The sequence below is a fragment of the Vibrio sp. 661 genome (genome assembly GCF_033339315.1).
Taxonomy (GTDB): domain Bacteria; phylum Pseudomonadota; class Gammaproteobacteria; order Enterobacterales; family Vibrionaceae; genus Vibrio; species Vibrio alginolyticus.
The window spans coordinates 165,506-187,836 of sequence record NZ_JAWOUJ010000007.1; the positions used below are offsets into that span (position 1 = coordinate 165,506).

19 protein-coding genes and 1 tRNA gene are annotated in these 22,331 nt (G+C 45.4%); 10 read left to right on the top strand and 10 right to left on the bottom strand.

Features of this window, described 5'->3' with window-relative positions; translation table 11 throughout:
- Positions 1 to 52: 52 nt before the first annotated feature.
- The 3 genes from ggt to R7P69_RS14560 all read right to left on the bottom strand — a co-directional run bounded on the left by ggt (position 53) and on the right by R7P69_RS14560 (position 4,359).
- Positions 53 to 1,783, bottom strand: a complete 1,731-nt coding sequence (gene ggt, locus R7P69_RS14550) for a gamma-glutamyltransferase (RefSeq protein ID WP_025768393.1) — start codon at positions 1,781 to 1,783, stop codon at positions 53 to 55.
- Positions 1,784 to 2,056: 273 nt separating this feature from the next.
- Positions 2,057 to 2,743, bottom strand: a complete 687-nt coding sequence (locus R7P69_RS14555; RefSeq protein WP_005387437.1) for a general secretion pathway protein GspB — start codon at positions 2,741 to 2,743, stop codon at positions 2,057 to 2,059.
- Positions 2,743 to 4,359: an ExeA family protein gene (locus R7P69_RS14560; protein WP_033906082.1), complete on the bottom strand. Its 1,617-nt coding sequence runs from the start codon at positions 4,357 to 4,359 to the stop codon at positions 2,743 to 2,745. The genes R7P69_RS14555 and R7P69_RS14560 overlap by 1 nt, the downstream gene beginning before the upstream one ends.
- Positions 4,360 to 4,496: 137 nt before the next feature.
- On the opposite strand from R7P69_RS14560, the gene R7P69_RS14565 reads away from it, so the two are divergent.
- Positions 4,497 to 5,717, top strand: a complete 1,221-nt coding sequence (locus tag R7P69_RS14565; RefSeq protein ID WP_033906081.1) for a multifunctional CCA addition/repair protein — start codon at positions 4,497 to 4,499, stop codon at positions 5,715 to 5,717.
- A 52-nt stretch (positions 5,718 to 5,769) separates the two neighbouring features.
- Here the strand turns inward: R7P69_RS14565 and R7P69_RS14570 are convergent, their stop codons facing one another.
- The 3 genes from R7P69_RS14570 to folB are packed head-to-tail and all read right to left on the bottom strand — an operon-like array spanning position 5,770 to position 7,426.
- Positions 5,770 to 6,573: an undecaprenyl-diphosphate phosphatase gene (locus tag R7P69_RS14570; protein ID WP_033906080.1), complete on the bottom strand. Its 804-nt coding sequence runs from the start codon at positions 6,571 to 6,573 to the stop codon at positions 5,770 to 5,772.
- A 14-nt stretch (positions 6,574 to 6,587) separates the two neighbouring features.
- Entirely contained in the window at positions 6,588 to 7,070 is a 483-nt protein-coding gene (folK, locus tag R7P69_RS14575) for a 2-amino-4-hydroxy-6-hydroxymethyldihydropteridine diphosphokinase (RefSeq protein WP_005387457.1), read from the bottom strand.
- Positions 7,067 to 7,426 carry a bifunctional dihydroneopterin aldolase/7,8-dihydroneopterin epimerase gene (folB, locus tag R7P69_RS14580; RefSeq protein WP_005387458.1) on the bottom strand — a complete coding sequence of 120 codons (360 nt, stop codon included), beginning with the start codon at positions 7,424 to 7,426 and terminating at the stop codon, positions 7,067 to 7,069. The genes folK and folB overlap by 4 nt, the downstream gene beginning before the upstream one ends.
- A gap of 250 nt (positions 7,427 to 7,676) precedes the next feature.
- Between folB and plsY the strand changes: the two genes are divergently transcribed.
- Positions 7,677 to 8,288, top strand: a complete 612-nt coding sequence (plsY, locus tag R7P69_RS14585) for a glycerol-3-phosphate 1-O-acyltransferase PlsY (RefSeq protein WP_005379857.1) — start codon at positions 7,677 to 7,679, stop codon at positions 8,286 to 8,288.
- 34 nt (positions 8,289 to 8,322) lie between these two features.
- Here the strand turns inward: plsY and R7P69_RS14590 are convergent, their stop codons facing one another.
- Together R7P69_RS14590 and tsaD are read right to left on the bottom strand one after the other, a co-directional pair.
- The gene (locus tag R7P69_RS14590) at positions 8,323 to 9,138 is read right to left on the bottom strand and encodes an alpha/beta fold hydrolase (RefSeq protein ID WP_205461423.1); all 816 of its coding nucleotides are present in this window, start codon (positions 9,136 to 9,138) and stop codon (positions 8,323 to 8,325) included.
- Between the two features lie 176 nt (positions 9,139 to 9,314).
- The gene (gene tsaD, locus R7P69_RS14595; RefSeq protein ID WP_005379854.1) at positions 9,315 to 10,331 is read right to left on the bottom strand and encodes a tRNA (adenosine(37)-N6)-threonylcarbamoyltransferase complex transferase subunit TsaD; all 1,017 of its coding nucleotides are present in this window, start codon (positions 10,329 to 10,331) and stop codon (positions 9,315 to 9,317) included.
- Between the two features lie 230 nt (positions 10,332 to 10,561).
- Here tsaD and rpsU point away from each other — a divergent pair, with 230 nt between their 5' ends.
- The 6 genes from rpsU (at position 10,562) to R7P69_RS14625 (ending at position 16,423) form a co-directional block, all read left to right on the top strand.
- Positions 10,562 to 10,777, top strand: coding sequence for a 30S ribosomal protein S21 (gene rpsU / locus R7P69_RS14600; protein WP_001145625.1), 216 nt, complete (start codon positions 10,562 to 10,564; stop codon positions 10,775 to 10,777).
- A gap of 27 nt (positions 10,778 to 10,804) precedes the next feature.
- Positions 10,805 to 11,248 (top strand): GatB/YqeY domain-containing protein, encoded by a 444-nt coding sequence (locus R7P69_RS14605; protein WP_005379720.1) that lies wholly within the window; start codon positions 10,805 to 10,807, stop codon positions 11,246 to 11,248.
- A gap of 149 nt (positions 11,249 to 11,397) precedes the next feature.
- Positions 11,398 to 13,164, top strand: coding sequence for a DNA primase (gene dnaG / locus R7P69_RS14610; protein WP_005379719.1), 1,767 nt, complete (start codon positions 11,398 to 11,400; stop codon positions 13,162 to 13,164).
- A 99-nt stretch (positions 13,165 to 13,263) separates the two neighbouring features.
- The gene (gene rpoD, locus R7P69_RS14615; protein WP_005395986.1) at positions 13,264 to 15,126 is read left to right on the top strand and encodes an RNA polymerase sigma factor RpoD; all 1,863 of its coding nucleotides are present in this window, start codon (positions 13,264 to 13,266) and stop codon (positions 15,124 to 15,126) included.
- Positions 15,127 to 15,281: 155 nt separating this feature from the next.
- Positions 15,282 to 15,357: transfer RNA gene (locus R7P69_RS14620), tRNA-Ile, on the top strand.
- Between the two features lie 262 nt (positions 15,358 to 15,619).
- Entirely contained in the window at positions 15,620 to 16,423 is an 804-nt protein-coding gene (locus tag R7P69_RS14625) for a MetQ/NlpA family ABC transporter substrate-binding protein (protein WP_318121625.1), read from the top strand.
- 94 nt (positions 16,424 to 16,517) lie between these two features.
- On the opposite strand, the gene R7P69_RS14630 is transcribed toward R7P69_RS14625, so the two are convergent.
- Both R7P69_RS14630 and R7P69_RS14635 read right to left on the bottom strand, forming a co-directional pair.
- A complete protein-coding gene (locus R7P69_RS14630) occupies positions 16,518 to 16,793 on the bottom strand; it encodes a hypothetical protein (protein WP_005383040.1) in 276 nt (91 codons plus the stop codon).
- Between the two features lie 223 nt (positions 16,794 to 17,016).
- On the bottom strand, positions 17,017 to 17,736 hold the full coding sequence (locus tag R7P69_RS14635) for an SIMPL domain-containing protein (protein ID WP_238952194.1): 720 nt from the start codon (positions 17,734 to 17,736) through the stop codon (positions 17,017 to 17,019).
- Between the two features lie 233 nt (positions 17,737 to 17,969).
- Between R7P69_RS14635 and R7P69_RS14640 the strand changes: the two genes are divergently transcribed.
- Both R7P69_RS14640 and R7P69_RS14645 read left to right on the top strand, forming a co-directional pair.
- The gene (locus tag R7P69_RS14640; protein ID WP_238842881.1) at positions 17,970 to 19,721 is read left to right on the top strand and encodes a lysophospholipid acyltransferase family protein; all 1,752 of its coding nucleotides are present in this window, start codon (positions 17,970 to 17,972) and stop codon (positions 19,719 to 19,721) included.
- A 608-nt stretch (positions 19,722 to 20,329) separates the two neighbouring features.
- Complete coding sequence (locus tag R7P69_RS14645; protein WP_033906054.1) at positions 20,330 to 22,282, top strand: PTS mannitol transporter subunit IICBA; 1,953 nt, start codon at positions 20,330 to 20,332, stop codon at positions 22,280 to 22,282.
- The last annotated feature ends 49 nt before the right edge of the window (positions 22,283 to 22,331 follow it).

Below are 22,331 nucleotides of genomic sequence, written 5' to 3' on the forward strand. Positions count from 1 at the left end.
CCAGTCGATATTGACTGGCTTTTTAGTTTGCTTCGTTTGATAGAAGTGAGTACTACTCCCCCATTGAACTAGAGGCTCGACGACGATCCGTTGCGCCATAAAGCTTGCCATCTTTTAGCTCAATTGCATTCAAACCGCTTACCACTGGAATAACGTGCACTGGGTAGCCAAGCTCCATAAACTCAGGCACCAACATTTCTGCGAACGTTTTCTTTTCCACCAGCAAACCAGTCGGGTCATAAGACTTGGTGCGGTCTATCTTAGTGCCATACTGGATGTTTGGTAAGTCAATAGCCTCTTGCGCTGATAAATTCCAATCCAGCACCCCAACCACGGTTTTGAGTACATACCCCGGGATTTGTGAACTACCTGGTGACCCAACCACCAAACGCAAGTTATCATCACTGTCCATCACCATTAATGGCGTAATAGCCGAACGTGGACGCTTGCCCGCTTCAATTGAGTTTTGCGTAGGCTTGCCGTTAACCGTTGGCTGAGGTGAGAAGTTAGCCATCTGCGCATTCAAGATAACGCCATCGACCATCACACCCGAGCCCATACCCGTGCCAACGGTGCTGGTCATCGCAATTGCATTTCCATCTCTATCGACGATAGAAATATGCCCTGTATCTTTGCTCTCGAAGCCTTGATATTGCGCATACTGAGTTTGCGTTATCTGTCCTGCTTTTGGATCCTCTTTTAAAGTGCCATTATCAGGGATTAAATCACGTCTCTGATCTAGATAGGCTTTAGACAACAACTGTTCAACTGGCGTTTCCACATAATCCGGATCTCCGGCATACGCAATACGATCGGCTTTTGCAATTCGCATCGCTTCAGTCATGAGACGCCAAGGTTCCACATCCGTTTTCGCCATATGGGCAATGTCATAGGGTGCGAGCAGTTCAAGACTCTGAGCGACCATCACACCGCCCGAAGCTGGGTAACCAAAAGAGACGATTTTATTCCCACGGTAGTCGCTCTCAATGATGTCACGCTGCTTCACTTGGTAATGTTTAAAATCTTCTAAAGACAACTTCTCGTGTTGGTCATCAATACGACTATTAACCGTCTCTACGATGTGCTGACCAAGCTCACCACCATAAAGGTAACGATCGCCTTGTTGCGCGATCTTCCTCAGCGTCTCAGCCATCTTAGGGTTCTTCATCAAGGTTCCCGTCGGCTTAATATCGTCCCCTTGCCAATACAAGGCTTTCACTTCCGGATCTTGCTCAAGTCGGCTTTGCTCTCTTACTACGATGTCGTAGGTGTAGCTGTTCATCGCGTACCCATTGCTCGCCAATGTAATCGCCGGCTTAATCAGCTCTGCCCATGGCAACTTGCCATATTGTTCATGAGTGGTGTAAAGCAACCGCAATGTGCCCGGAACCGCAACAGAACGAGGGCCTAATATTTCGTTGCGACTGAGTACTTCCCCATTCTCAACAAACATTTCAGGGTTCGCGCTAGAGGGCGCTTCATCTCGACCATCAAGGGCCAGAAATTTTTTCTCGTCATGTTGATAAAACAGCGCGAAAGTCCCGCCGCCAATTCCGGTCATATCTGGCTCAACGACAGACATCACCATCTGCATCGCGACCATAGCATCAACAGCATTACCGCCTTCTTTCAATATTGAGTAACCGGTACTGCTCACGTAAGGATTCGTCGCACTGACCATGAAATCTTGCCCGCGACTATCTGGTGTAACTGGGAATGGGTCTGGCTTTGCTGCATAGCTTGTCGATGCAACAATGCTTAAAGAAAAAATCAGAATACGCATGTGTCTCTGTTTAGACTCCTATTATGTGATGGGGTCTAACGTGGACCAAGTCATTACTCCGAAGTTCGTGAAGATGGTGTCTTTTTACACAACGCTGACTGGAATCGCGCTATCAATAGATGAATGATATTGGTGCTATTTAAACGACTGAGGAAAGCTATATTTTGCTTGTTTGAGTATCTAGAAATCATCACCAGAATAGATGCAAAAGATGCTCTGAAAAATAAAAAGCCAGCGATATGATTTCGCTGGCTTGATGTGTTTCTACAAGAGTTACCCTTTCCACTCATACAACGCTGGTATACGAATTTGCTCACCTTGGAACTCAACAATCACAGCTTGCGGTTGTATTTCTCTTAGAGTGACCTGATCATCAACGACATCCCCTTGATGATACTCAACATTGTTAATTTTCACCCAACGGCGATTTTCATCACTGGCATACATATGGGTTTGCAAATTAAGCGCAGGTAGACGCCCTTGCCACTGGTGAGCGTTGCGCTCTAAATCGTTCACGCGTGCCGTTTGTGATGACGAATTGTCATCATCTCGGGATAAGGCATTTTCGACCTTCCTAGCTAAATCAGGAGATAATGAGGATAAATCCAGATCATCCAAAGACAACCCGAGGTCCTCTTCAGCAGCAGAAGTCGTTTGGGTTGATGCTGAGTTGCGTGTTTCATCTCTGCTTGGTGTATGGCTCGTGTATTCATCGGGGGTGGTAAATGTACCAAAATCACGCGATAGCTCTGCACTTGGCCACTCTCTTGGCAATTGGGCCAACTGGGTGTTCTCTGGATAGTCCAATACTTTGAAAGGTGATACCACTTCGACCTTTTCTATCGGGGACGTTGTATCTACTTCAACACTCGGTGCAAAGAGATCTAAGTACCAAGCGACTCCGATAGCAGAAGCAGTGATTGGCAGCAAGAACAGACCTATATGTTTCACAGCTGACATTATGCGTCCTCCTTCTCGATTCTCGCCAGTTGAGGCGCATCTGGCTGAACATTTTGCTGAAGTCGGTCTAGCGTTCGCTTACCTGCAATACCATCGACACCAATTCCTTGCCAACGTTGAAATAATTCGACTCGCTCTTTCATCGCACCATCAAAAATAGACGTTTCAAGCAGTGGCTCACTCACCGCTTCTGCTAATAATCGGTCTAATACTTCAATCGCAGGGCCTTCCATGTCTAAACGTAATGTTTCATTCAGCGGAGCATGCCACAGTTCGATAATATTGCCCTGCCACAACGGCTTTAGCCACGAAACTGGCAGACGAAGACGCTGCTTACCATTGAGCACTTCAGCTTGGTCATTACCGACGGCATATAGAATGACATACCCAACATCACCTTGATAATTCAACTCCAAGATCACAGGGCGATTTTGTTGCATCAACAGCGGCCAAGTCGCCATTTTACGCTCACAACGCATAGTCGACTGCGGTTCTGACAAACAAAGATTATCGCGAACCGATGCTTGATATCCCCACAAACGATACAAATCATTTACAGCGAGGTTCGACTGTTTTTGTGTTAACAATAAATCACGCTGCTCATCAGTTAACTGTTGGCTGACGACGGTTGGTGTTGGCTCTACTCTTGGCTCCGTCACTTGTGTCAACACTGACGTCGCTTGAGCTGGCATATAATTCACGACCGCCCACCCCGTACTTAATGCAGCAATAAGGCCTACCGTGACAGAGCCCCAAGCAGGCCAACGGAAAGTCCGGCGCTCTTTTTTATCTTGCTGATAAATATCTGCCTGAAACTGCATCACCTCTTCACAGGCCTGCTGAACGGTTTGCTTATCCACCACCACATTACCCTGGTGATAACTAATGTTGAGGGATTTGTCACAGATAAGGTTGATGAGCCGCGGTATACCGTGACTGTATTTGGCTATAAGTTTACAAGAAGCACGATTAAACAGTTGCTGGTCGCCACCTGCTGTATGTAGTCGAAATGCGATGTAATCTTCTGTCTCTTTTTCATCCAACGGCAACAGGTGATAACGCCCGGTAATACGCTGGGCAAGTTGGCGTAGTTGTGTTGTTTGTAATAACCGCTGCAATTCAGGCTGCCCGACCAACAACACTTTGAGCAATTTTCTGGTATCGGTTTCCAAGTTGGTCAACAAGCGCAACTGCTCTAGAACGTCGGCAGCAAGGTGTTGAGCCTCATCAATGACCAGCAATGTCTGCCAGCCTGAACGATAATTACGCAGCAAATATTGATGGATAACCTGGTTTAGCTGTTTGAGGTTTGCATCTGGCGGATAGGTGATTTTGAACTCATCGCAAATGGCTTCGAGCAAGTCTCTACTCGAAAACGTGGGATTGAGAATAAGACCCGCTTTGGTGTTATCACCCAAATTCGCCAGCATCGCTTTTGCGACGGTCGTTTTGCCTGTACCTACTTCGCCAGTAAGCATAGCAAAGCCACCGCCATCGCCTAGCCCAGCTTGGAGATGTGTGATTGCCTCTTTGTGACGTTGGCTTAAATACAAATAACGTGAGTTTGGAACAATCGAAAATGGTTGTTCGACAAACCCAAAAAAGTCCTTATACATTAGGCTCTCCAGCTAAAAAACCACCTGGGAATAGTCAGACATGGTATAAACGCTCTTCTTCTATTCTTAGGAGTAAAGAAAAGTACCATTGCTTGCTACAATGTCCAACGGCATATCCATAAATTAAGAGGTAATTCGTGCAAGTTTATTTAGTAGGTGGCGCAGTTCGAGATAAATTGCTCGGAATTGATAGTTATGACAACGACTGGGTGGTCGTAGGCTCGACGCCCGAGATGATGCTGTCCCAAGGATACACCGCCGTTGGTAAAGACTTTCCTGTATTTCTGCATCCCAAAAGTAAAGAAGAATATGCCCTTGCACGAACAGAGAGAAAGTCAGGTTCTGGTTACACTGGTTTTGAATGTTTCTTCGATCAAAACGTCACCTTAGAAGAAGATTTGATACGTCGTGATTTAACCATTAACGCGATGGCAATGGAGAGTGATGGCACGATCCATGACCCATATGGTGGCCAGCAAGATCTCAACGATAAACTGCTACGCCATGTATCAGACGCCTTTATTGAAGACCCTCTACGCGTTTTACGTGTCGCTCGCTTCGCAGCGAAGCTTGCTGATCTAAACTTTACGGTTGCCGACGAAACCATGCGGTTAATGCGTCACATGGCAGAGTCCGGAGAGCTGAGCACACTGACTCCCGAGCGTGTTTGGCAAGAATGGCATAAATCTCTCTCTACTCCTCGCCCTGATATTTTCTTATCGGTTCTACGAGACTGTGGTGCATTAACCGTGGTGTTACCTGAAATTGATGCACTATTTGGCGTACCTCAACCTGAGAAGTGGCATCCAGAAATCGATACTGGCATCCATACTTTGATGGTGGCAGAGCAAGCCGCAAAATTGAGTAACTCACTCCCCGTCAGGTTTGCCGCCCAAGTGCATGACTTGGGTAAGGGCGTGACGCCAGAGAGCGAATGGCCAAGCCACAAAATGCATTGCCATACAGGATTAAAACTGATCAAAAAGCTGTGCGAACGTGTCCGGGTACCAAATGAGTTTCGTGATTTAGCCTTGATGGTGTGCGAACAGCACTCCAATATTCATCGCGCGGCTGAACTTAAACCACAAACCATAATTAAAATACTCAATAAGCTCGATGTGTGGCGTAAGTCCGAACGTCTGCAAGATATCTTGCTTTGCTGCCAAGCGGATCACGCTGGTCGTAAAGGACTGGAAACGCAACCATATCCACAGGCGGATATTTTTAGGCAAGCCTACCAAGCAGCAGCGGCAGTTGACGTTCAAATCATAATCAAAGAGGGCTTTAAAGGCCCTGCGATTCGTGACGAGCAAGAAAAACGACGTATTGAAGCAGTGAAAGCAGCACTTAAGAAGTAACGAACAAACAAAAACGCCCGCGGATTTCGCGGGCGTTTTTCGTTAACATCAATTATGAACTTAATAGAAAAGCGAACAAACCGATGCCCAAAATCAGACGGTAAATCACAAACGGTGTCATGCCCATGCGTGAAATCATCTTCAAGAAGAAGTGGATACAGATGTACGCACTGATAAACGATGTGATAATGCCAGTCATTAAGAAACCAACATGGACAGGTTCACCACTGGTCACTAACTTCATGCCTAAGTAGCTACCAGCTAATGTAATGATTGGGATCGACATTAAAAATGAAAAGCGCGCAGCCGCTTCTCGAGTAAAGCCAAGGTAAAGCGCTGCTGTGATGGTCGCCCCTGAACGTGAAGTTCCAGGAATCATCGCTAAGGCTTGAGCAATACCGATAAATACAGCTTTCTTCCAACCCGTTTGGTATTCATCGGCAACGAGTTTAGCGTTTTTGTCTACCCACCATAGCAACAGGCCAAATACGATCGTAGTAGTCGCGATAACGTAAGCGCTACGTAGATACACTTCAATGATGTCTTTCATCAATAAGCCGAACACACAAGCTGGAATCGTCGCAATCACGATCATCCAAGCCAATTTAGCTTCTTTACTGCGATCTCCTTTAAAGATCGAAGCAAATAACGCTTGAAACAAAGTGATTACTTCATGACGAAAATAGATCACGACAGCCATTAATGTACCGACGTGAACAGCAACATCAAAGGCCAGACCTTGATCTTCCCATCCTAAAATAGCGGAAGGCAGGATCAAATGGGCAGAGCTTGAGATAGGCAAAAACTCTGTCAGCCCCTGAATCAGAGCCAAAATAAAGGCTTCAAAATAACTCATGTAAACAACTCAAATTAAAAATGAAAGGAAACGGGTTTGAGCGAATCGACTGGCTGCATAGCATGCCAAATGTCTGCGACTGTGCGTCCATCGCCTGGGATCACTAATTGCGGTTCGAGATCATACAGCGGCTTTGTGACAAAAGGATATTTGTAGATATCACTGCGAGGTAGCTCAGGTTTTTTCTTGGAGACGCGCTCACCGAACAACACTATATCGAGATCCAGTGTTCGATCCTGATACTTTTGCGCGTTTTCTTCGCGTCCCCACTTAAATTCAATCTCGCGTAGTTGATGGCTCAACTCTTCTAATGACAACTCGGTACGCATTGCAACGACAAAGTTGTAGAAATTCTTGCTGCTAAAACCAATAGGTTCGCATTCATATATCGGTGATACGAGGAGATTTTCTCCAAGCCGTTGCAGCTCCTGATACGCAGCAAGCACATGTTGCTCTCTTTCTACGTTCGTCCCAACACCGATATAAGTGGTGATCATGCTCGGCCTCGCTCAATCACCACACCAACAGCACGTGCTTGCGGCACGGCGCCAGGCTTCGCTAGGCGGATTTTCACCCAAGGCACAGAGAAACGCTGCATGATAAGCTCTGCTACTTCTTCAGCCACGCGCTCGACCAATAAGAAACGACCATTTTCAATGTGGTTAAGTACCGCCTCACTCACCTGCGAATAATCCAGTGCATCTTGCACATCATCACTTTTGCCCGCAGGCTTATTATCGTGCGCCATTTCAATATCTAGAACCAACTTTTGTTTGATTTGTTGTTCCCAGTCGTACACGCCAATGGTGGTGATAACTTCTAACTGTTCAATAAAAACTTTATCCAGAGCCATCTTATGTCCTTCTATTACAGAGGTCGGATACCCGTGAGGGGTAATTTGATCGTAGTATTCTATACCTAAGTAACATTTACTTTGGTCATCACAATGTTACTTAGGTATAAACTGCGAAAGCATCTTTATATACAAGAAATCACATAATGCAAGCTCTATCACAGTGAGGATTTCTGCATTATGTAAATTCGGGGTATGATAGCAACTACGCGGGAACCGAGCATTAAATTCCAATCCATCAAGGACTTCTATGGACGCACTGGCACTGATAATGACAATGGCCGCCTATTTATTAGGTTCGGTTTCCAGTGCGGTTTTGATCTGTCGACTCTTAAAACTGCCAGACCCACGCAGTGTGGGATCTAACAATCCTGGAGCAACGAACGTATTGCGTATTGGCGGACGAGGAGCCGCTGTTTCAGTCTTGTTGTGCGATATGCTCAAAGGCACTATCCCCGTGTGGGGCGGATACTTTCTTGGTATCGACCCTATCATTCTTGGCGTCATCGCCATTGCTGCCTGTCTTGGCCACATGTACCCCATTTTTTTCCACTTTAAAGGCGGAAAAGGTGTCGCAACCGCGCTTGGCGCTATCGCTCCGATTGGTTTGGACTTAACAGGATTGGTAATGTTAACTTGGCTGTCAGTAGCCGCGCTATTCCGCTATTCATCCTTAGCGGCTCTCGTCACGGTTTTGGTCACTCCGTTTTATACTTGGATGTTTAAACCGCAATACACGTTACCTGTTGCTATGCTGTGCTGCTTAATCGTATTTAAGCATCATCAAAATATTCGGCGGCTTTTGTCTGGCGACGAGCCAAAAATCGGCGAGAAAAAACTGACACAAAAAAACTCGGCTTAATGCCGAGCTTTTCGTTTAAAGAAGGATGCATTGGTTACGCATGAACTCGATTCAGGAAGTTCAACAACATCTGGTTGACGAACTCAGGTTGTTCTAAACAACTGATATGTCCCGCTTGGGGAATCTCCACCAACTCACTGCCTGTGATGCAGTCTTTCATTAAATAAGATTCAAAAACTGGACGTGGTTTATCTTCACAGCCCACTGCAATTAACGTCGGCAGAGCAAATTTTTCCGAATCCTCAATCACATCCCGGCGACCAAACACCATACGCCCTATGCGAGCTACTTCCACCGCACGCTCACCGTTCAGCTCTTCTAAACTGCGTTTGAATGAAGCGACAAGTTCAGGGTTATCCTGATTGACGTTGTTGGCAAAGAACAGCGGCACAACGGCTTCAATAATTAGCGCAGGCACTGCTTGGACTTGGCTGATGGTATCAAGCATTGCAAAATACTTCTTATACGTAACTTCTGGCTCCCAGCCAATGAAGGTATCCATCAATACCAGTGACTTAACACGTTGCGGCGCTTGAGCCGTTAGCTCTGCTCCCCACATGCCGCCAACAGATAAGCCCACTATCGAGAGCTCTTCGATATCTAAATGATCCATCAATGCCAACATATGTTGTGCATAGTCGGCCAATGACTGTGTCGATGCAGGTGCAGCGTCCGATTCACCATGTGCCCAAAGATCTGGCACAATACAACGGAATGACTGGCTTAAAACCTCAACTTGTGGCGCCCACATTTGGCTATCCCAAAGGTAACTATGACCAAATAGAAGCACAGGGCCCTCACCTTTATCTAGATAAGCAAGTTGCTGACCTTCAATTTCAAACTTATTCATTGTTATATCCATTTCTTATTCTTCCACGTCATCCTAGCACTGAAACAATCACGAACTGATCGCATCAGTCAGAATGTAAAACGAGGCGGTTCATTGAATAATTAAAAATAAAGGCCTCTGAGGAGCAGAGACCTTTATTACACAGAACCGGTTTCAAACCTACCGCATAAATTTGATTAAGCAACAGGTGTTAGTTGATCAATTGGCCAACGTGGACGAGCCTCTACTGACATATCAGCCACTTCGCCATTCTTCAAGCGCTGCATGCCTGCGTAAGCGATCATCGCACCGTTATCTGTACAGAACTCAGTACGTGGGTAGTAAACTTCGCCGCCAACTTTCTTCGCTAACTTCTCTAACTCAGCTCGCAAACGACGGTTAGCACTCACACCACCAGCAATAACAATGCGTTTCATGCCTGTTTGCTCAAGCGCGCGCTTACATTTAATAGCCAACGTAGCACACACAGCCTCTTCAAATGCCAATGCGATGTCCGCGCGAGTTTGCTCGTCATCACCGTTTGCAGCAATCGTGTTAGCCGTAAAGGTTTTTAGACCAGAGAAACTCATGTCCAAACCTGGCACATTCGTCATTGGGCGCGGGAACTTAAAGCGGCCCGGTGTACCTTTTTCCGCCAGTTTAGATAATAGTGGACCGCCTGGGTAATCCAAACCCATTAGCTTCGCTGTTTTATCAAACGCTTCGCCCGCCGCATCATCAATCGACTCACCTAGAATTTTGTACTCACCGATGCCTCTCACCTCCACCATCATAGAGTGACCGCCCGATACTAATACCGCCACAAACGGGAACGGTGGAGGGTTATCTTCCAACATTGGGGCCAATAGGTGACCTTCCATATGATGAACAGGTACCGCTGGCACTCCCCAAGCATAAGCAATACTGCGACCGATAGTCGCACCCACTAATAGCGCCCCAACAAGACCAGGCCCCGCGGTATACGCGACACCATCGATGTCTTTTGAAGTTAAGTTCGCTTCTTTTAGTGCCTCTTTAATAAGAGGAATGGTTTTCTTTACGTGGTCACGTGAAGCCAACTCAGGCACCACACCGCCGTAATCTGCGTGCAGTTTTACTTGGCTGTATAGCTTGTGTGACAAGAGACCGTTTTCATCGTCATAAATTGCGATGCCAGTCTCGTCACAAGAGGTTTCAATACCAATAATGCGCATGGTTTTCTCAGTATGCTTTCTGTATAGAGGAAATTTGGGCGTCATATTACCTCGCCTTGGTGCTGCAAACAAATTTTGTACAGACAATAATCGACAAAAGGCTTTACAAAGTAGTTGTGATCGGATTAAAATTCCGCACCATTTTTGATCAAGCTGGTAAGAGACCTAACAATTGTGATTTGGTCTGTTGAATACCAGCGTTAACGAATAACCCCTGAGGTGAAAGGCATATGCCAGTAGTTAAAGTACGTGAAAACGAACCGTTCGACGTTGCTCTACGTCGTTTTAAGCGCTCTTGCGAAAAAGCAGGTATCCTTTCTGAAGTGCGTCGTCGTGAGCACTACGAAAAACCAACTACAGTTCGCAAACGCGCTAAAGCAGCAGCTCAAAAGCGTCACGCTAAGAAGCTAGCTCGCGAAAACGCTCGTCGCGTTCGCCTGTACTAATAACTGAGCTCCAAAAGGAATTTAGTTATGGCTCTGATTGATCAACTCAAAGAAGAGCAAAAATTAGCGATGAAAGCCAAGGACAAATTGCGCCTTGGTACTATTCGTTTAGCCCTATCAGCAATCAAGCAACGTGAAGTTGACGAACAGATTACTCTGAACGATGACGACATTCTTGCAGTATTGACCAAGATGGTTAAACAACGTCGCGATTCTGTAGCGCAATTTGAAGCAGCGGGTCGTCAAGATCTTGCTGATGCGGAACAAGCAGAAATTACCGTTCTTGAGGACTTTATGCCTCAACCACTGACAGACGAAGAAGTAGCGGCTCTCATCGAGAACGCGATTGCTGAATCTGGCGCAGCTGGCATGCAAGACATGGGCAAAGTAATGGGCGTTCTGAAACCGCAAATTCAAGGGCGTGCAGATATGGGTAAAGTAAGCGGTTTAGTTCGCGCTAAATTGGCTTAAGGTACCCCACCCAATTGCAGCAAGCCGTGCTATCCTTTGGAGCGCACGGCTTGTTTGTATCTGGATGGATGGAATGAAATCAATGGGCAATACGCTCATTCTTTTAAGGCATTCACTCCACTCATCATCTTCTTTTTTTGTTAGGTTTTATGGCTGGACACATCCCTCGCAGTTTTATCGATGACCTTCTAGCTCGACTTGATATTGTCGATATCATCGACGCACGTGTGAAACTTAAGAAAAAAGGCAAAAACTACGGCGCATGCTGCCCTTTCCACAACGAAAAGACACCCTCATTCAGTGTCAGTCAAGAAAAGCAGTTCTACCATTGTTTTGGTTGTGGCGCGCACGGAAATGCCATCGATTTTTTGATGGAATTCGACCGACTAGAATTCGTCGAAGCCATTGAAGAACTCGCTTCATACTTGGGTTTAGATGTTCCTCGAGAACAACGTAGCGGCGGTAATGGTTCGTTTCAGTCAGGCCCACAAGCAAGCAGCAGTGAAAAACGTAACCTATACGACTTAATGGGCAGCATTGCTCAATTTTATCGTAACCAACTCAAACAGCCAGCAAGTAAGGTGGCGATTGAGTATCTAAAAGATCGTGGCCTGTCTGGTGAAATCGTCCAGAAGTTTGGCATCGGCTATGTGGCTGATGAATGGGATTTAGTTCGTAAGAACTTTGGCCAGAATAAAGAAAACCAAGACATGCTCGTCACAGGCGGCATGTTGATTGAAAACGATAAAGGCAACCGCTACGACCGATTCCGTGGTCGAGTGATGTTTCCTATTCGAGACAGACGCGGTCGAGTAATAGGCTTTGGTGGTCGAGTATTAGGTGATGGGACACCAAAATATCTCAACTCACCCGAAACCCCGATATTTCATAAAGGTAAAGAGTTGTATGGCCTATATGAAGTACTACAAGCGTACCGTGAGCCACCACAAATTTTAGTGGTTGAAGGCTATATGGATGTTGTCGCGCTTGCTCAATATGGCGTAGATTATTCCGTTGCCTCATTGGGAACCTCGACAACGGGCGATCACTTGCAAGTGTTATTCAGGCAAACAAGCACCGTCGTGTGTTGTTATGACGGTGACCGCGCAGGCCGTGAAGCCGCGTGGCGTGCCATGGAAAATGCATTGCCTTACCTAACGGATGGTCGCCAGTTAAAATTCATGTTTTTGCCGGATGGAGAAGATCCCGACTCTTATATCCGACAAAACGGAAAACAAGCATTTGAGCAGCAAGTGTCTAATGCGATGCCCTTGTCTGAATTCATGTTCAGCTCATTGACTCAGCAGGTCGATATGAGCACGAAAGAAGGCATGGCAAAACTGAGTACTCTTGCGGTTCCTCTCATTGATAAAGTCCCTGGCGGCACTTTAAGACTATACTTGAGAGAATTGCTTGGCCGCCGTTTGGGTTTGGTTGATGAACGCCAACTACAGCAGCTAATTTCAAAACAAGGTAAAGAGGATAAAAGGCCTCAACCTCATAAAGAAATCAAGCGAACGCCGATGCGAGAAGTGATCGCGTTACTGATTCAAAACCCACAATACGTAAGTATGGTGCCAGATCTAACTAGCGTTAGAGATTTGCCCATTCCTGGTCTAAGTTTATTTGTTGATGTACTTGATAAATGCCAAGCGCATCCCCATATCAACACAGGCCAATTATTAGAGCACTGGCGAAACAGCCAAAATGAGACCCTTCTGTCTCGTCTCGCGAGTTGGGACATTCCACTCGATGAGGACAACCAAGAAGAAATCTTTTTAGACTCACTGGATAAAATTATTGCCCAGTGCGTAGAAAAACAAATTGAAAACCTGCAGGCCAAAGCAAGAAGTGTCGGTTTATCAGCCGAAGAGAAAAGGGAGCTGCTAGCACTTATGCTAGATTTAAAAGCGTAACCCTGTTTAATTAGTCAGCAACGATTTAATTTGTTATAGTAAGTGGTTTGCATTTCGCATACTGATTCCTTCACCAGATTACGAAGTTGGATACCGTCTATGGATCACAATCCGCAGTCACAGCTAAAGTCACTTGTTATTAAAGGCAAGGAACAAGGCTATCTGACCTACGCCGAAGTAAATGACCACCTACCTGCTGAAATCGTAGATTCAGAACAGGTAGAAGACATCATTCAGATGATCAACGACATGGGCATTAAGGTAGTAGAAACTGCTCCTGATGCTGATGATTTAGCACTGAACGATGACACAAATATTACCGATGAAGATGCAGCCGAAGCTGCAGCCGCTGCACTTTCTAGCGTAGAGAGTGAGATTGGTCGTACAACAGACCCAGTACGTATGTACATGCGTGAGATGGGTACTGTCGAACTTCTAACTCGCGAAGGCGAAATCGACATCGCAAAACGTATTGAAGAAGGTATTAACCAAGTTCAATCGTCTGTTGCTGAATACCCAGGCACAATTCCGTACATTCTTGAGCAATTTGACAAAGTTCAAGCTGAAGAACTACGTCTTACAGACCTAATTTCAGGTTTTGTAGATCCAGATGCTGACGACACCGCTGCACCAACGGCAACACACATCGGTTCTGAACTGACTGAATCTCAGTTAGAAGAAGAAGACGATGAAGACGTTGATGACGACGAAGATAGCGATGACGATTCAGATGATTCTGAAGAAGATGTAGGTATCGATCCTGAATTAGCGCTAGAGAAATTCAACCAACTACGCAGCACCTATCAAAATCTTCAATTAGCAATCAACGAGTACGGCTATAACAGCCCGAAAGCAACCGTTGCTAATGAAATGATGCTAGACGTATTCCGCGAGTTTCGTCTAACGCCTAAACAGTTTGATCACCTAGTGAATGAACTGCGTACTGCTATGGATCGCGTTCGTACTCAAGAGCGTCTGATCATGAAGTCTGTGGTTGAATACGGCAAAATGCCGAAGAAATCATTCATCGCGCTGTTCACTGGTAATGAATCAAGTGAAGCTTGGCTGGATGAAGTTCTTGCTTCAGACAAGCCATACGCTGAAAAGATCAAACGTAACGAAGAAGAAATCCGTCGTTCAATCGCTAAACTAAAAATGATTGAAGAAGAGACTTCTCTAAACGTACAGAACATTAAAGACATCAGCCGTCGTATGTCTATCGGTGAAGCAAAAGCTCGCCGTGCGAAGAAAGAGATGGTTGAAGCGAACTTGCGTCTTGTAATTTCTATCGCGAAGAAATACACCAACCGTGGCCTACAGTTCTTGGATCTGATCCAGGAAGGTAACATCGGTCTGATGAAAGCGGTAGATAAGTTCGAATATCGTCGTGGTTACAAGTTCTCGACTTACGCAACGTGGTGGATCCGTCAGGCAATCACTCGTTCAATCGCGGACCAAGCACGTACGATTCGTATCCCGGTACACATGATCGAAACGATCAACAAGCTAAACCGTATTTCTCGTCAAATGTTGCAAGAGATGGGTCGCGAGCCACTACCGGAAGAACTGGCAGAGCGCATGCAAATGCCAGAAGACAAGATTCGTAAAGTTCTAAAAATCGCTAAAGAGCCTATCTCAATGGAGACACCAATCGGTGACGACGAAGATTCGCATCTAGGTGATTTTATCGAAGATACAACGCTAGAACTTCCGCTAGATTCTGCAACTGCAACTAGCCTTAAGGTGGCAACAAAAGACGTGCTTGCAGGTCTAACGCCACGTGAAGCGAAAGTACTTCGTATGCGTTTTGGTATTGACATGAACACTGACCATACTCTAGAAGAAGTTGGTAAGCAGTTCGACGTTACTCGTGAGCGTATCCGTCAGATCGAAGCAAAAGCACTACGTAAACTTCGTCACCCAAGCCGCTCAGAGACTCTGCGCAGCTTCCTAGACGAATAATCGCAGCGCATACAAGCTTTTAGAAATCAAAAAAGGTGACTTTAGGTCACCTTTTTTATTATCTACTGTTCTAAGTGGATAAAAACTAAGCGCAATTGCCCTAGTTGGTATCTAGACACCTTGCAACGCTTCCCCTATAATCGTTGTCCTATTAAGGCCCCTTAGCTCAGTGGTTAGAGCAGTCGACTCATAATCGATTGGTCCGCAGTTCAAGTCTGCGAGGGGCCACCATATTCCGAAAGGCGTAGCAGGTTAATACCTACTACGCTTTTTTTGTATCTTATATCTTTGGGTACAGTTTCGGTTGCGGTAACTCGTCACTAACCTCGTAATAGCTTTTCCTCTTCCCCTTTTCTTTAACCCTTATCTGGCTTTCTATATGTAGCAATGAAACAAAATGTCCGCTCGTGATTTAAACCATTGACCCTCAGACAACTTCTGATAGGATGGACATACAAACGTATGGACGTCTAAAACAAAAAATGGAGCTACAATGAAAAGTATTGGTCACTTAAAGAAACTAGCTTTGATTCTCACGGCAGTAGTCGGCTTAAGCGCTTGTGGAGAAAAAGATGACTCTGTCATTAAAGTGGGCGCGACAGTTGGACCACATGCACAAGTAGTCGAGGCGGTAGCGAAGGAGGCAGCAAAGCAAGGTTTGAATGTCGAAGTCATTGAGTTTTCTGACTACGTGACACCTAATGCCGCTCTTAGCGATGGTAGCATCGATATTAATAGCTATCAGCACCAGCCATTTTTAGACAACTTCAACAGTAGCCATAACGCCCAATTAGTATCAATTGGTCAGTCCATTCTTATGCGTATGGGGCTTTATTCCAATAAGTATCGCTCACTGCAAGAGCTTCCAAACAATGCACGTATAGCGCTTCCAAATGACCCTACCAACGGTGGTCGTGGTCTGTTGCTACTCGCCGATGCAGGTTTAATTGAGCTGAAACAGGGTGTTGGCCATAAAGCCGTCCTAACTGATATCACAAAAAACGCAAAATCATTTGAATTTGTCGAGGTAGATGCCGCTCAGCTACCAAGAACATTAGATGATGTGGACGCGGCTGCGATTACAATGAACTACGTAATGTCTTCTGGTTTAGATCCGAAGAAACAAAGTATCTATCTTGAAGCAAAAGACGCCCCATTAGCAGTCATGGTCATCGCCACTCGTGACGCAGACAAAAATAATGAAGCGTATAAAAAGTTCGTTTCTATTTATCAATCTCAAGCGATTCGTGATTATCTCGATCGTACGTTCAAAGGCACAATCGAAGCAGCTTTTTAATCAATAAAGCAGCGAATACTTTGCCCACGAATCAGATAGAAAAGAGGCTAATGTTTTCTCATAGCCTCTTCTTTTCATTACTCACTAAATCGACTCATTGTCGACTTTCAGCCTCTAACTTCATTGCCAAATAAGCTTGGTCAGCAGAAACCAATTCAGGACGGTTAATCAACTTCCAGAGGAAGTATGGTGGGATTAAAAATACGATGAAGTAGAGTGATTCATGGAAGAAAACATCGGCTATCGTTTGCTGATGCTCCCAAAGTGCCGTCAGTGCGAAGAGCTCTAACATCACGCCTAATACGCCAAAGACGACAGAGACAACAATCGCTAAACCCAGTAGTTCTCTAATAAAGTGCTTGTATGCCATGATACTAATTCCTTCTAGCAATAAGTCATACTAACTTACGCTCATAAGAAACAAGTGAGCTTGATTATTATCAAACTCACCTCATCACTGTTAAGAACTTAGTTTTATAAAAAAGTACTTGTATATAGCGTCATCGAAGACTGATTTCCCTATCACAGAGCATAGATACCTCTACAAATAGAAGGTGATGGAACGACCAACTATTGACTATATGAGCGCAACTTTAATCAGATAAGTAATATTGAACCGTCGATACCACTCGTACTTTCTTAATGTAAGGCGTGTTGCTGTCTCGGTCATAAATCGAGAACTGCCCTTGAGTTGCACGTTTGATCTTACCCAGTGAACTCTGTGAGTCTTTCGCAAATTTCTCAGCCACTTCACGCGCATTCTTAGTCGCTTCTTCGATCATGTCTGGCTTCACATCATTCAGCTTAGTAAAGCTGTACTCAACACGATTTGCATAAGGATCTTGGTTAAGCAAAACGCCTTGCTTTCCTAGCTCACCTATTTCATTGATTGCCGCTCGAACAACATCAACACTCTGGCTATAAACCGTAACGGTTCGCGAGGCCAAATAACGATACTCAATGTCTTGCTCGCTCCCATATTGCTGTGCTTTTCTGTCAATGACCGCTGGGGAAAAAAGGGAAACGCTGGTTTCAGGAAGCCCTTTGGCACTTAGAAAGTCCAAAATCAAACGGGTTTGCTGGTCAATTTCATCAAACATGGCTCCCATATCATTACTCGCTAGAGTAAATTGAATCGGCCAAATCACCGTATCAGCAGGATACTCACGCTCCGACAAACCTTTTACTGTCACGACTCTTTCATAGGCTCGGTATTTCACCGCCGTCTGCTGCATAAAATAGCCAAGGATGCCAAGACCAAGTATCAAACTTAGCCCAATCCAAAGTGCTGCTTTATTGGAAACTCGTTCCATTATTTCCCCCTGATAAATATCAACTTAGCTTAATCTTTGTTCTAGATAAGATAGCCTATCTATTGTTTTAAGAGGGAGACATAACGCGAGTTTTGATTCATAGCACAGTGATATACCGTTTTCTTTAGTCAATAAAGCTTCATTGGTTTGTCACCAAAGGCTCATGCTTTTGCCTCTTAACTGTCATCTGTAATTTCTACTATCCAATCAGCAACTTGTACGCTGAGGTAAATATGGATAGTTCAACCCCTTTTCGTCTCCCTCGTAAAACGCCGTTTGGCATTGGTGAAAACGTTGCTGAATGGGCAACCGGTTTAAACCAACTTGATAAGTTCTACGCCCAACGCCCCGTTAATGCCGATACCAAAACTTTTCTCCGCTTCACGCTGGATATCTTAGGTATCGATTATCGCATTGCTCATGGTTCACTCGACTCAGTACCTAAACAAGGAGCTACCGTCATTGTGGCGAACCACCCGCTTGGTTGTGTGGAAGGCGTCATCTTGGCCGAACTCTTGTTGATGGTACGAGACGATATCCAAATTCTAGCCAATCAATACCTGAAAACCGTACCAGAGTTAGATCAGCTCTTCATTGGTGTCGATGTGTTTGAAGGCAGAGACGCCGTCAAATCGAATATGAAGGCCCTCAGAGCGGCTAATAAACACCTCGCAAGTGGCGGCTTATTGCTTGTCTTTCCTGCCGGTGAGGTTTCCCAGTTAGTCGATGCCAAACAGCAACGCTTGGAAGACAAAGCGTGGAGTCGAAGCGTAAGTAGCCTGATCCGCAAAAACAAAGCAACGACAGTTCCAGTATTCATCAGTGGTCAGAACTCGAAACGCTTCTATATGGCAGGGAAAATCCATCCACTTTTGCGTACCCTAATGCTCGGGCGGGAGCTACTGAACAAACATGCACAAACCATCAACTTGTCTTTTGGCCAAGCGATTAAATTCAAAGAGCTCAACACACTTAACGATGATCAAGTGGTGAACTATTTGCGGCTCAACACTTACTTGCTCAATCGTGAAACCCAATCAGTTAAGCCTTCTTCTTCATCAGAACTGCTCTCTCCAATAGCGGCAGGGTTACCCGTAGGCGAATTGCTTGAAGAGCTGAACAACTTACCAAAAGAGTCCAAGCTGCTAACAAGTGGTGAGTTCGATGTTTACTGCACGGAGTCGCAGAGTATCCCTTCCCTACTGCATGAAATTGGTCGCCTACGTGAGCTCAATTTCCGACAAGTTGGCGAAGGGACTGGACTAGCAATAGACATTGACCATTTCGATCATGATTACCTGCATCTGTTTGTGTGGGACAGAGAGAACCAATGCTTGGTGGGCGCGTATCGTTTAGGTCTGGTTGATCAACTGATTGAAAAGCGCGGCGTAGCAGGTCTGTATTCACGAACGTTGTTTAACTATGACCAACGCTTTATCGACCAAATGGGTAAATCCATTGAGATGGGGCGCTCTGTGATTGCACAGCAATATCAAAAGAGCATGAGCGCGCTACTGCTGCTGTGGAAAGGCATCGCAACGTTCGTTCATCAAAACCCAGATTACACTCACCTATTTGGTCCGGTAAGCATTAGCAACGACTATAGTGATACTGCACGTCAATTACTGGCTCAATCAATGACACTGCACCACTACGATAACAACTGCGCAGAGTATGTCACACCTTCTAACCCACTTCCTGAGCACCACCGTGACTGGAACACCAGCATGCTCACTGCTCTGGGTGATTTACAGCTATTGTCACGTGTCATTGCCAGAATCGATGAAGGGAAAGGAGTGCCCGTTTTGCTGCGTCAGTACTTAAGCCTCAATGGCAAGCTGGTATGCTTCAACGTCGACCCTGCATTCAATAACGCTCTAGATGGATTGATTATGGTGGATTTGCGCGATGTTCAAGAAAAGACGTTGGCAAGGTATATGGGACGCGAGCAAGCTCATGACTACCTCGTCTATCATACTAAATAGCAACGATGATTAAGAACAGTGATTAAATAGAGAGTTGGGAATCACAAGAAGAACCGTGTGGCGACTCTCTTTATTTACCCTTTCATCAACTAATTAGGCGTGCTCCGTGAAGTGCGCCGAAAAGACTCTCATAGATACAATCTATCGAAAGATCTAGATAGCATTTATCTCACCAATTCCGTCACAAACTTTCACAAAAAACAAAAACAGATCCAGGTCACACTTTAAATCCACCACAACTCAACACAAAACGTGACATTGATCATTACAAGTATTTAATTCGAATTTCAAAAAAAATCAAAAGTGATCAAAGTCACAAAGTATTTTGATTTTAAATTTGTCAGAAGATCGGATTGATCACTAAGATTTTTATTGACAGATTTAAAAGTGGCTTTTTGTTATTAAGTTACAAGTTAATAAGTTGAACTTGGTCACTTAAAAACCGTTTCTCAGCCTAAGAAATGCGGGCGTAGATCACGAAAAACCCGTTGTCAGTTCCAATTGGAAAATGTGTGGTAAATTGATTGGGTACTAAGCAATCAAACAAACGGTTTTGGCGAACCGTTTACTACAACAAGATTCATCAGAACATCGAACGGGGAATTGTTATGATATCACCAGATGCCAAGATCAAGATACAAAATTTTGGTCGTTTTCTGTCAAACATGGTAATGCCAAACATCGGCGCGTTTATCGCGTGGGGCTTTATCACTGCTCTATTTATCCCAACTGGATGGCTACCAAACGAAACGTTAGCCTCTATGGTTGGCCCAATGATTACCTACTTGCTGCCACTACTTATCGGTTACACCGGTGGTAAATTAGTTGGTGGCGATCGTGGTGCGGTAGTCGGTGCAATCACAACAATGGGTGTGATTGTCGGCACCGACATCCCAATGTTTATGGGGGCAATGATGGTCGGCCCAATGGGCGGCTGGGCTATCAAGAAATTCGATAACTACATCGATGGTAAAGTAAAAAGTGGCTTCGAGATGTTGGTTAACAACTTCTCTGCGGGCATCATCGGCATGCTATGTGCGATCCTTGCCTTCATCTTTATCGGTCCATTCGTAAAAATTCTTTCTGGTGGCTTGGCGGCTGGCGTTAACTTCCTAGTTTCTGCTCACCTACTACCACTGACTTCAATCTTCGTTGAACCTGCGAAGATCCTGTTCCTAAACAATGCGATCAACCACGGTATTTTCTCTCCACTGGGTATCCAACAAGCGTCTGAAACAGGTCAATCGATCTTCTTCCTAATCGAAGCAAACCCAGGTCCTGGTCTAGGTATCCTGCTAGCTTACATGGTGTTTGGTAAAGGTACGGCTCGTCAAACGGCAGGTGGTGCATCAATCATCCACTTCTTCGGCGGTATCCACGAGATTTACTTCCCATACATCCTAATGAACCCTCGCCTAATCCTTGCGGCTATCGCAGGTGGTATGACTGGCGTATTCGTTCTAACTATCTTTAACGCAGGTATCGTTTCTCCAGCATCACCAGGTTCAATCTTTGCAATCTTGTTGATGACTCAGAAAGGCTCAATCGTTGGTGTTCTAGCGTCTATCGCAGCAGCAACAGGCGTGTCATTCGCCGTAGCAGCACTGCTAATGAAGACGCAAACGTCAACAGAAGAAGACGGTGATGAAGCAGCACTAGAAAAAGCAACATCACAAATGAAAGACATGAAATCTGCATCTAAAAACGATGCGGTGGTAAACAACCAAAGCAAAGGTGACGTAGACCTAGCGACAGTACAAAGCATCATTGTCGCTTGTGATGCGGGCATGGGCTCGAGTGCAATGGGCGCGAGCATGCTACGCAAAAAGGTTCAAGACGCAGGTCTGAACATCCACGTAACCAACCTTGCCATTAACAGCTTACCAGAGAGTGCAGATATCGTGATTACTCATAAAGACTTAACGGATCGTGCACGTAAGCATGCTCCAAACGCACACCACATTTCATTGACTAACTTCCTAGACAGCGAGATGTACAACCAGCTAGTCACCAAACTACTAGCAGCGCAAAACCAATCCGCAGCCAATGACGACCAAATGGTAAAAGTTTCGCTCGTGGCAGCAAACGACGACAACTTCGAGCCACAGCAAACGTCGGTGTTCCAAATCCAGCGTGAAAACATTCACCTAGGTTTGAAAGCTGCCAACAAAGAAGAAGCGATTCGCTTCGCGGGTAACAAGTTGGTCGAACTTGGCTACGCAGAACCAGAATACGTAGACGCGATGTTTGAGCGTGAAGCATTGGTTCCAACTTACCTAGGCGAATCTATCGCAGTGCCTCACGGCACGGTAGAAGCGAAAGACCGCGTGAAGAAAACCGGCATTGTAATCTGCCAATACCCATCGGGTATCCAATTTACTGAAGACGACGATGATGTAGCGAAACTGGTTATCGGCATTGCCGCTAAGAACGATGAGCACATCCAGGTGATTACCACCATTACGAACGCGCTCGATGAGCCGGAGGCAATTGAGAAGCTAACCAGCACCAACGATGTGGAAGAGATTCTAAACATCCTTGGCGGTCAACAAGCGGCTTAATTACCCCTTTAATTTGCTCCTGAGGCAAATGAGGTCAGCTGTCACCCCC

Bases quoted from the DNA above. Each gene is read 5' to 3' on its own strand.
- ggt (WP_025768393.1), bottom strand. From the start codon at position 1,783: ATGCGTATTCTGATTTTTTCTTTAAGCATTGTTGCATCGACAAGCTAT.
- R7P69_RS14555 (WP_005387437.1), bottom strand. From the start codon at position 2,743: ATGTCAGCTGTGAAACATATAGGTCTGTTCTTGCTGCCAATCACTGCT.
- R7P69_RS14560 (WP_033906082.1), bottom strand. From the start codon at position 4,359: ATGTATAAGGACTTTTTTGGGTTTGTCGAACAACCATTTTCGATTGTT.
- R7P69_RS14570 (WP_033906080.1), bottom strand. From the start codon at position 6,573: ATGAGTTATTTTGAAGCCTTTATTTTGGCTCTGATTCAGGGGCTGACA.
- folK (WP_005387457.1), bottom strand. From the start codon at position 7,070: ATGATCACCACTTATATCGGTGTTGGGACGAACGTAGAAAGAGAGCAA.
- folB (WP_005387458.1), bottom strand. From the start codon at position 7,426: ATGGCTCTGGATAAAGTTTTTATTGAACAGTTAGAAGTTATCACCACC.
- plsY (WP_005379857.1), top strand. From the start codon at position 7,677: ATGGACGCACTGGCACTGATAATGACAATGGCCGCCTATTTATTAGGT.
- R7P69_RS14590 (WP_205461423.1), bottom strand. From the start codon at position 9,138: ATGAATAAGTTTGAAATTGAAGGTCAGCAACTTGCTTATCTAGATAAA.
- tsaD (WP_005379854.1), bottom strand. From the start codon at position 10,331: ATGCGCATTATTGGTATTGAAACCTCTTGTGACGAGACTGGCATCGCA.
- rpsU (WP_001145625.1), top strand. From the start codon at position 10,562: ATGCCAGTAGTTAAAGTACGTGAAAACGAACCGTTCGACGTTGCTCTA.
- R7P69_RS14605 (WP_005379720.1), top strand. From the start codon at position 10,805: ATGGCTCTGATTGATCAACTCAAAGAAGAGCAAAAATTAGCGATGAAA.
- dnaG (WP_005379719.1), top strand. From the start codon at position 11,398: ATGGCTGGACACATCCCTCGCAGTTTTATCGATGACCTTCTAGCTCGA.
- rpoD (WP_005395986.1), top strand. From the start codon at position 13,264: ATGGATCACAATCCGCAGTCACAGCTAAAGTCACTTGTTATTAAAGGC.
- R7P69_RS14625 (WP_318121625.1), top strand. From the start codon at position 15,620: ATGAAAAGTATTGGTCACTTAAAGAAACTAGCTTTGATTCTCACGGCA.
- R7P69_RS14630 (WP_005383040.1), bottom strand. From the start codon at position 16,793: ATGGCATACAAGCACTTTATTAGAGAACTACTGGGTTTAGCGATTGTT.
- R7P69_RS14635 (WP_238952194.1), bottom strand. From the start codon at position 17,736: ATGGAACGAGTTTCCAATAAAGCAGCACTTTGGATTGGGCTAAGTTTG.
- R7P69_RS14640 (WP_238842881.1), top strand. From the start codon at position 17,970: ATGGATAGTTCAACCCCTTTTCGTCTCCCTCGTAAAACGCCGTTTGGC.
- R7P69_RS14645 (WP_033906054.1), top strand. From the start codon at position 20,330: ATGATATCACCAGATGCCAAGATCAAGATACAAAATTTTGGTCGTTTT.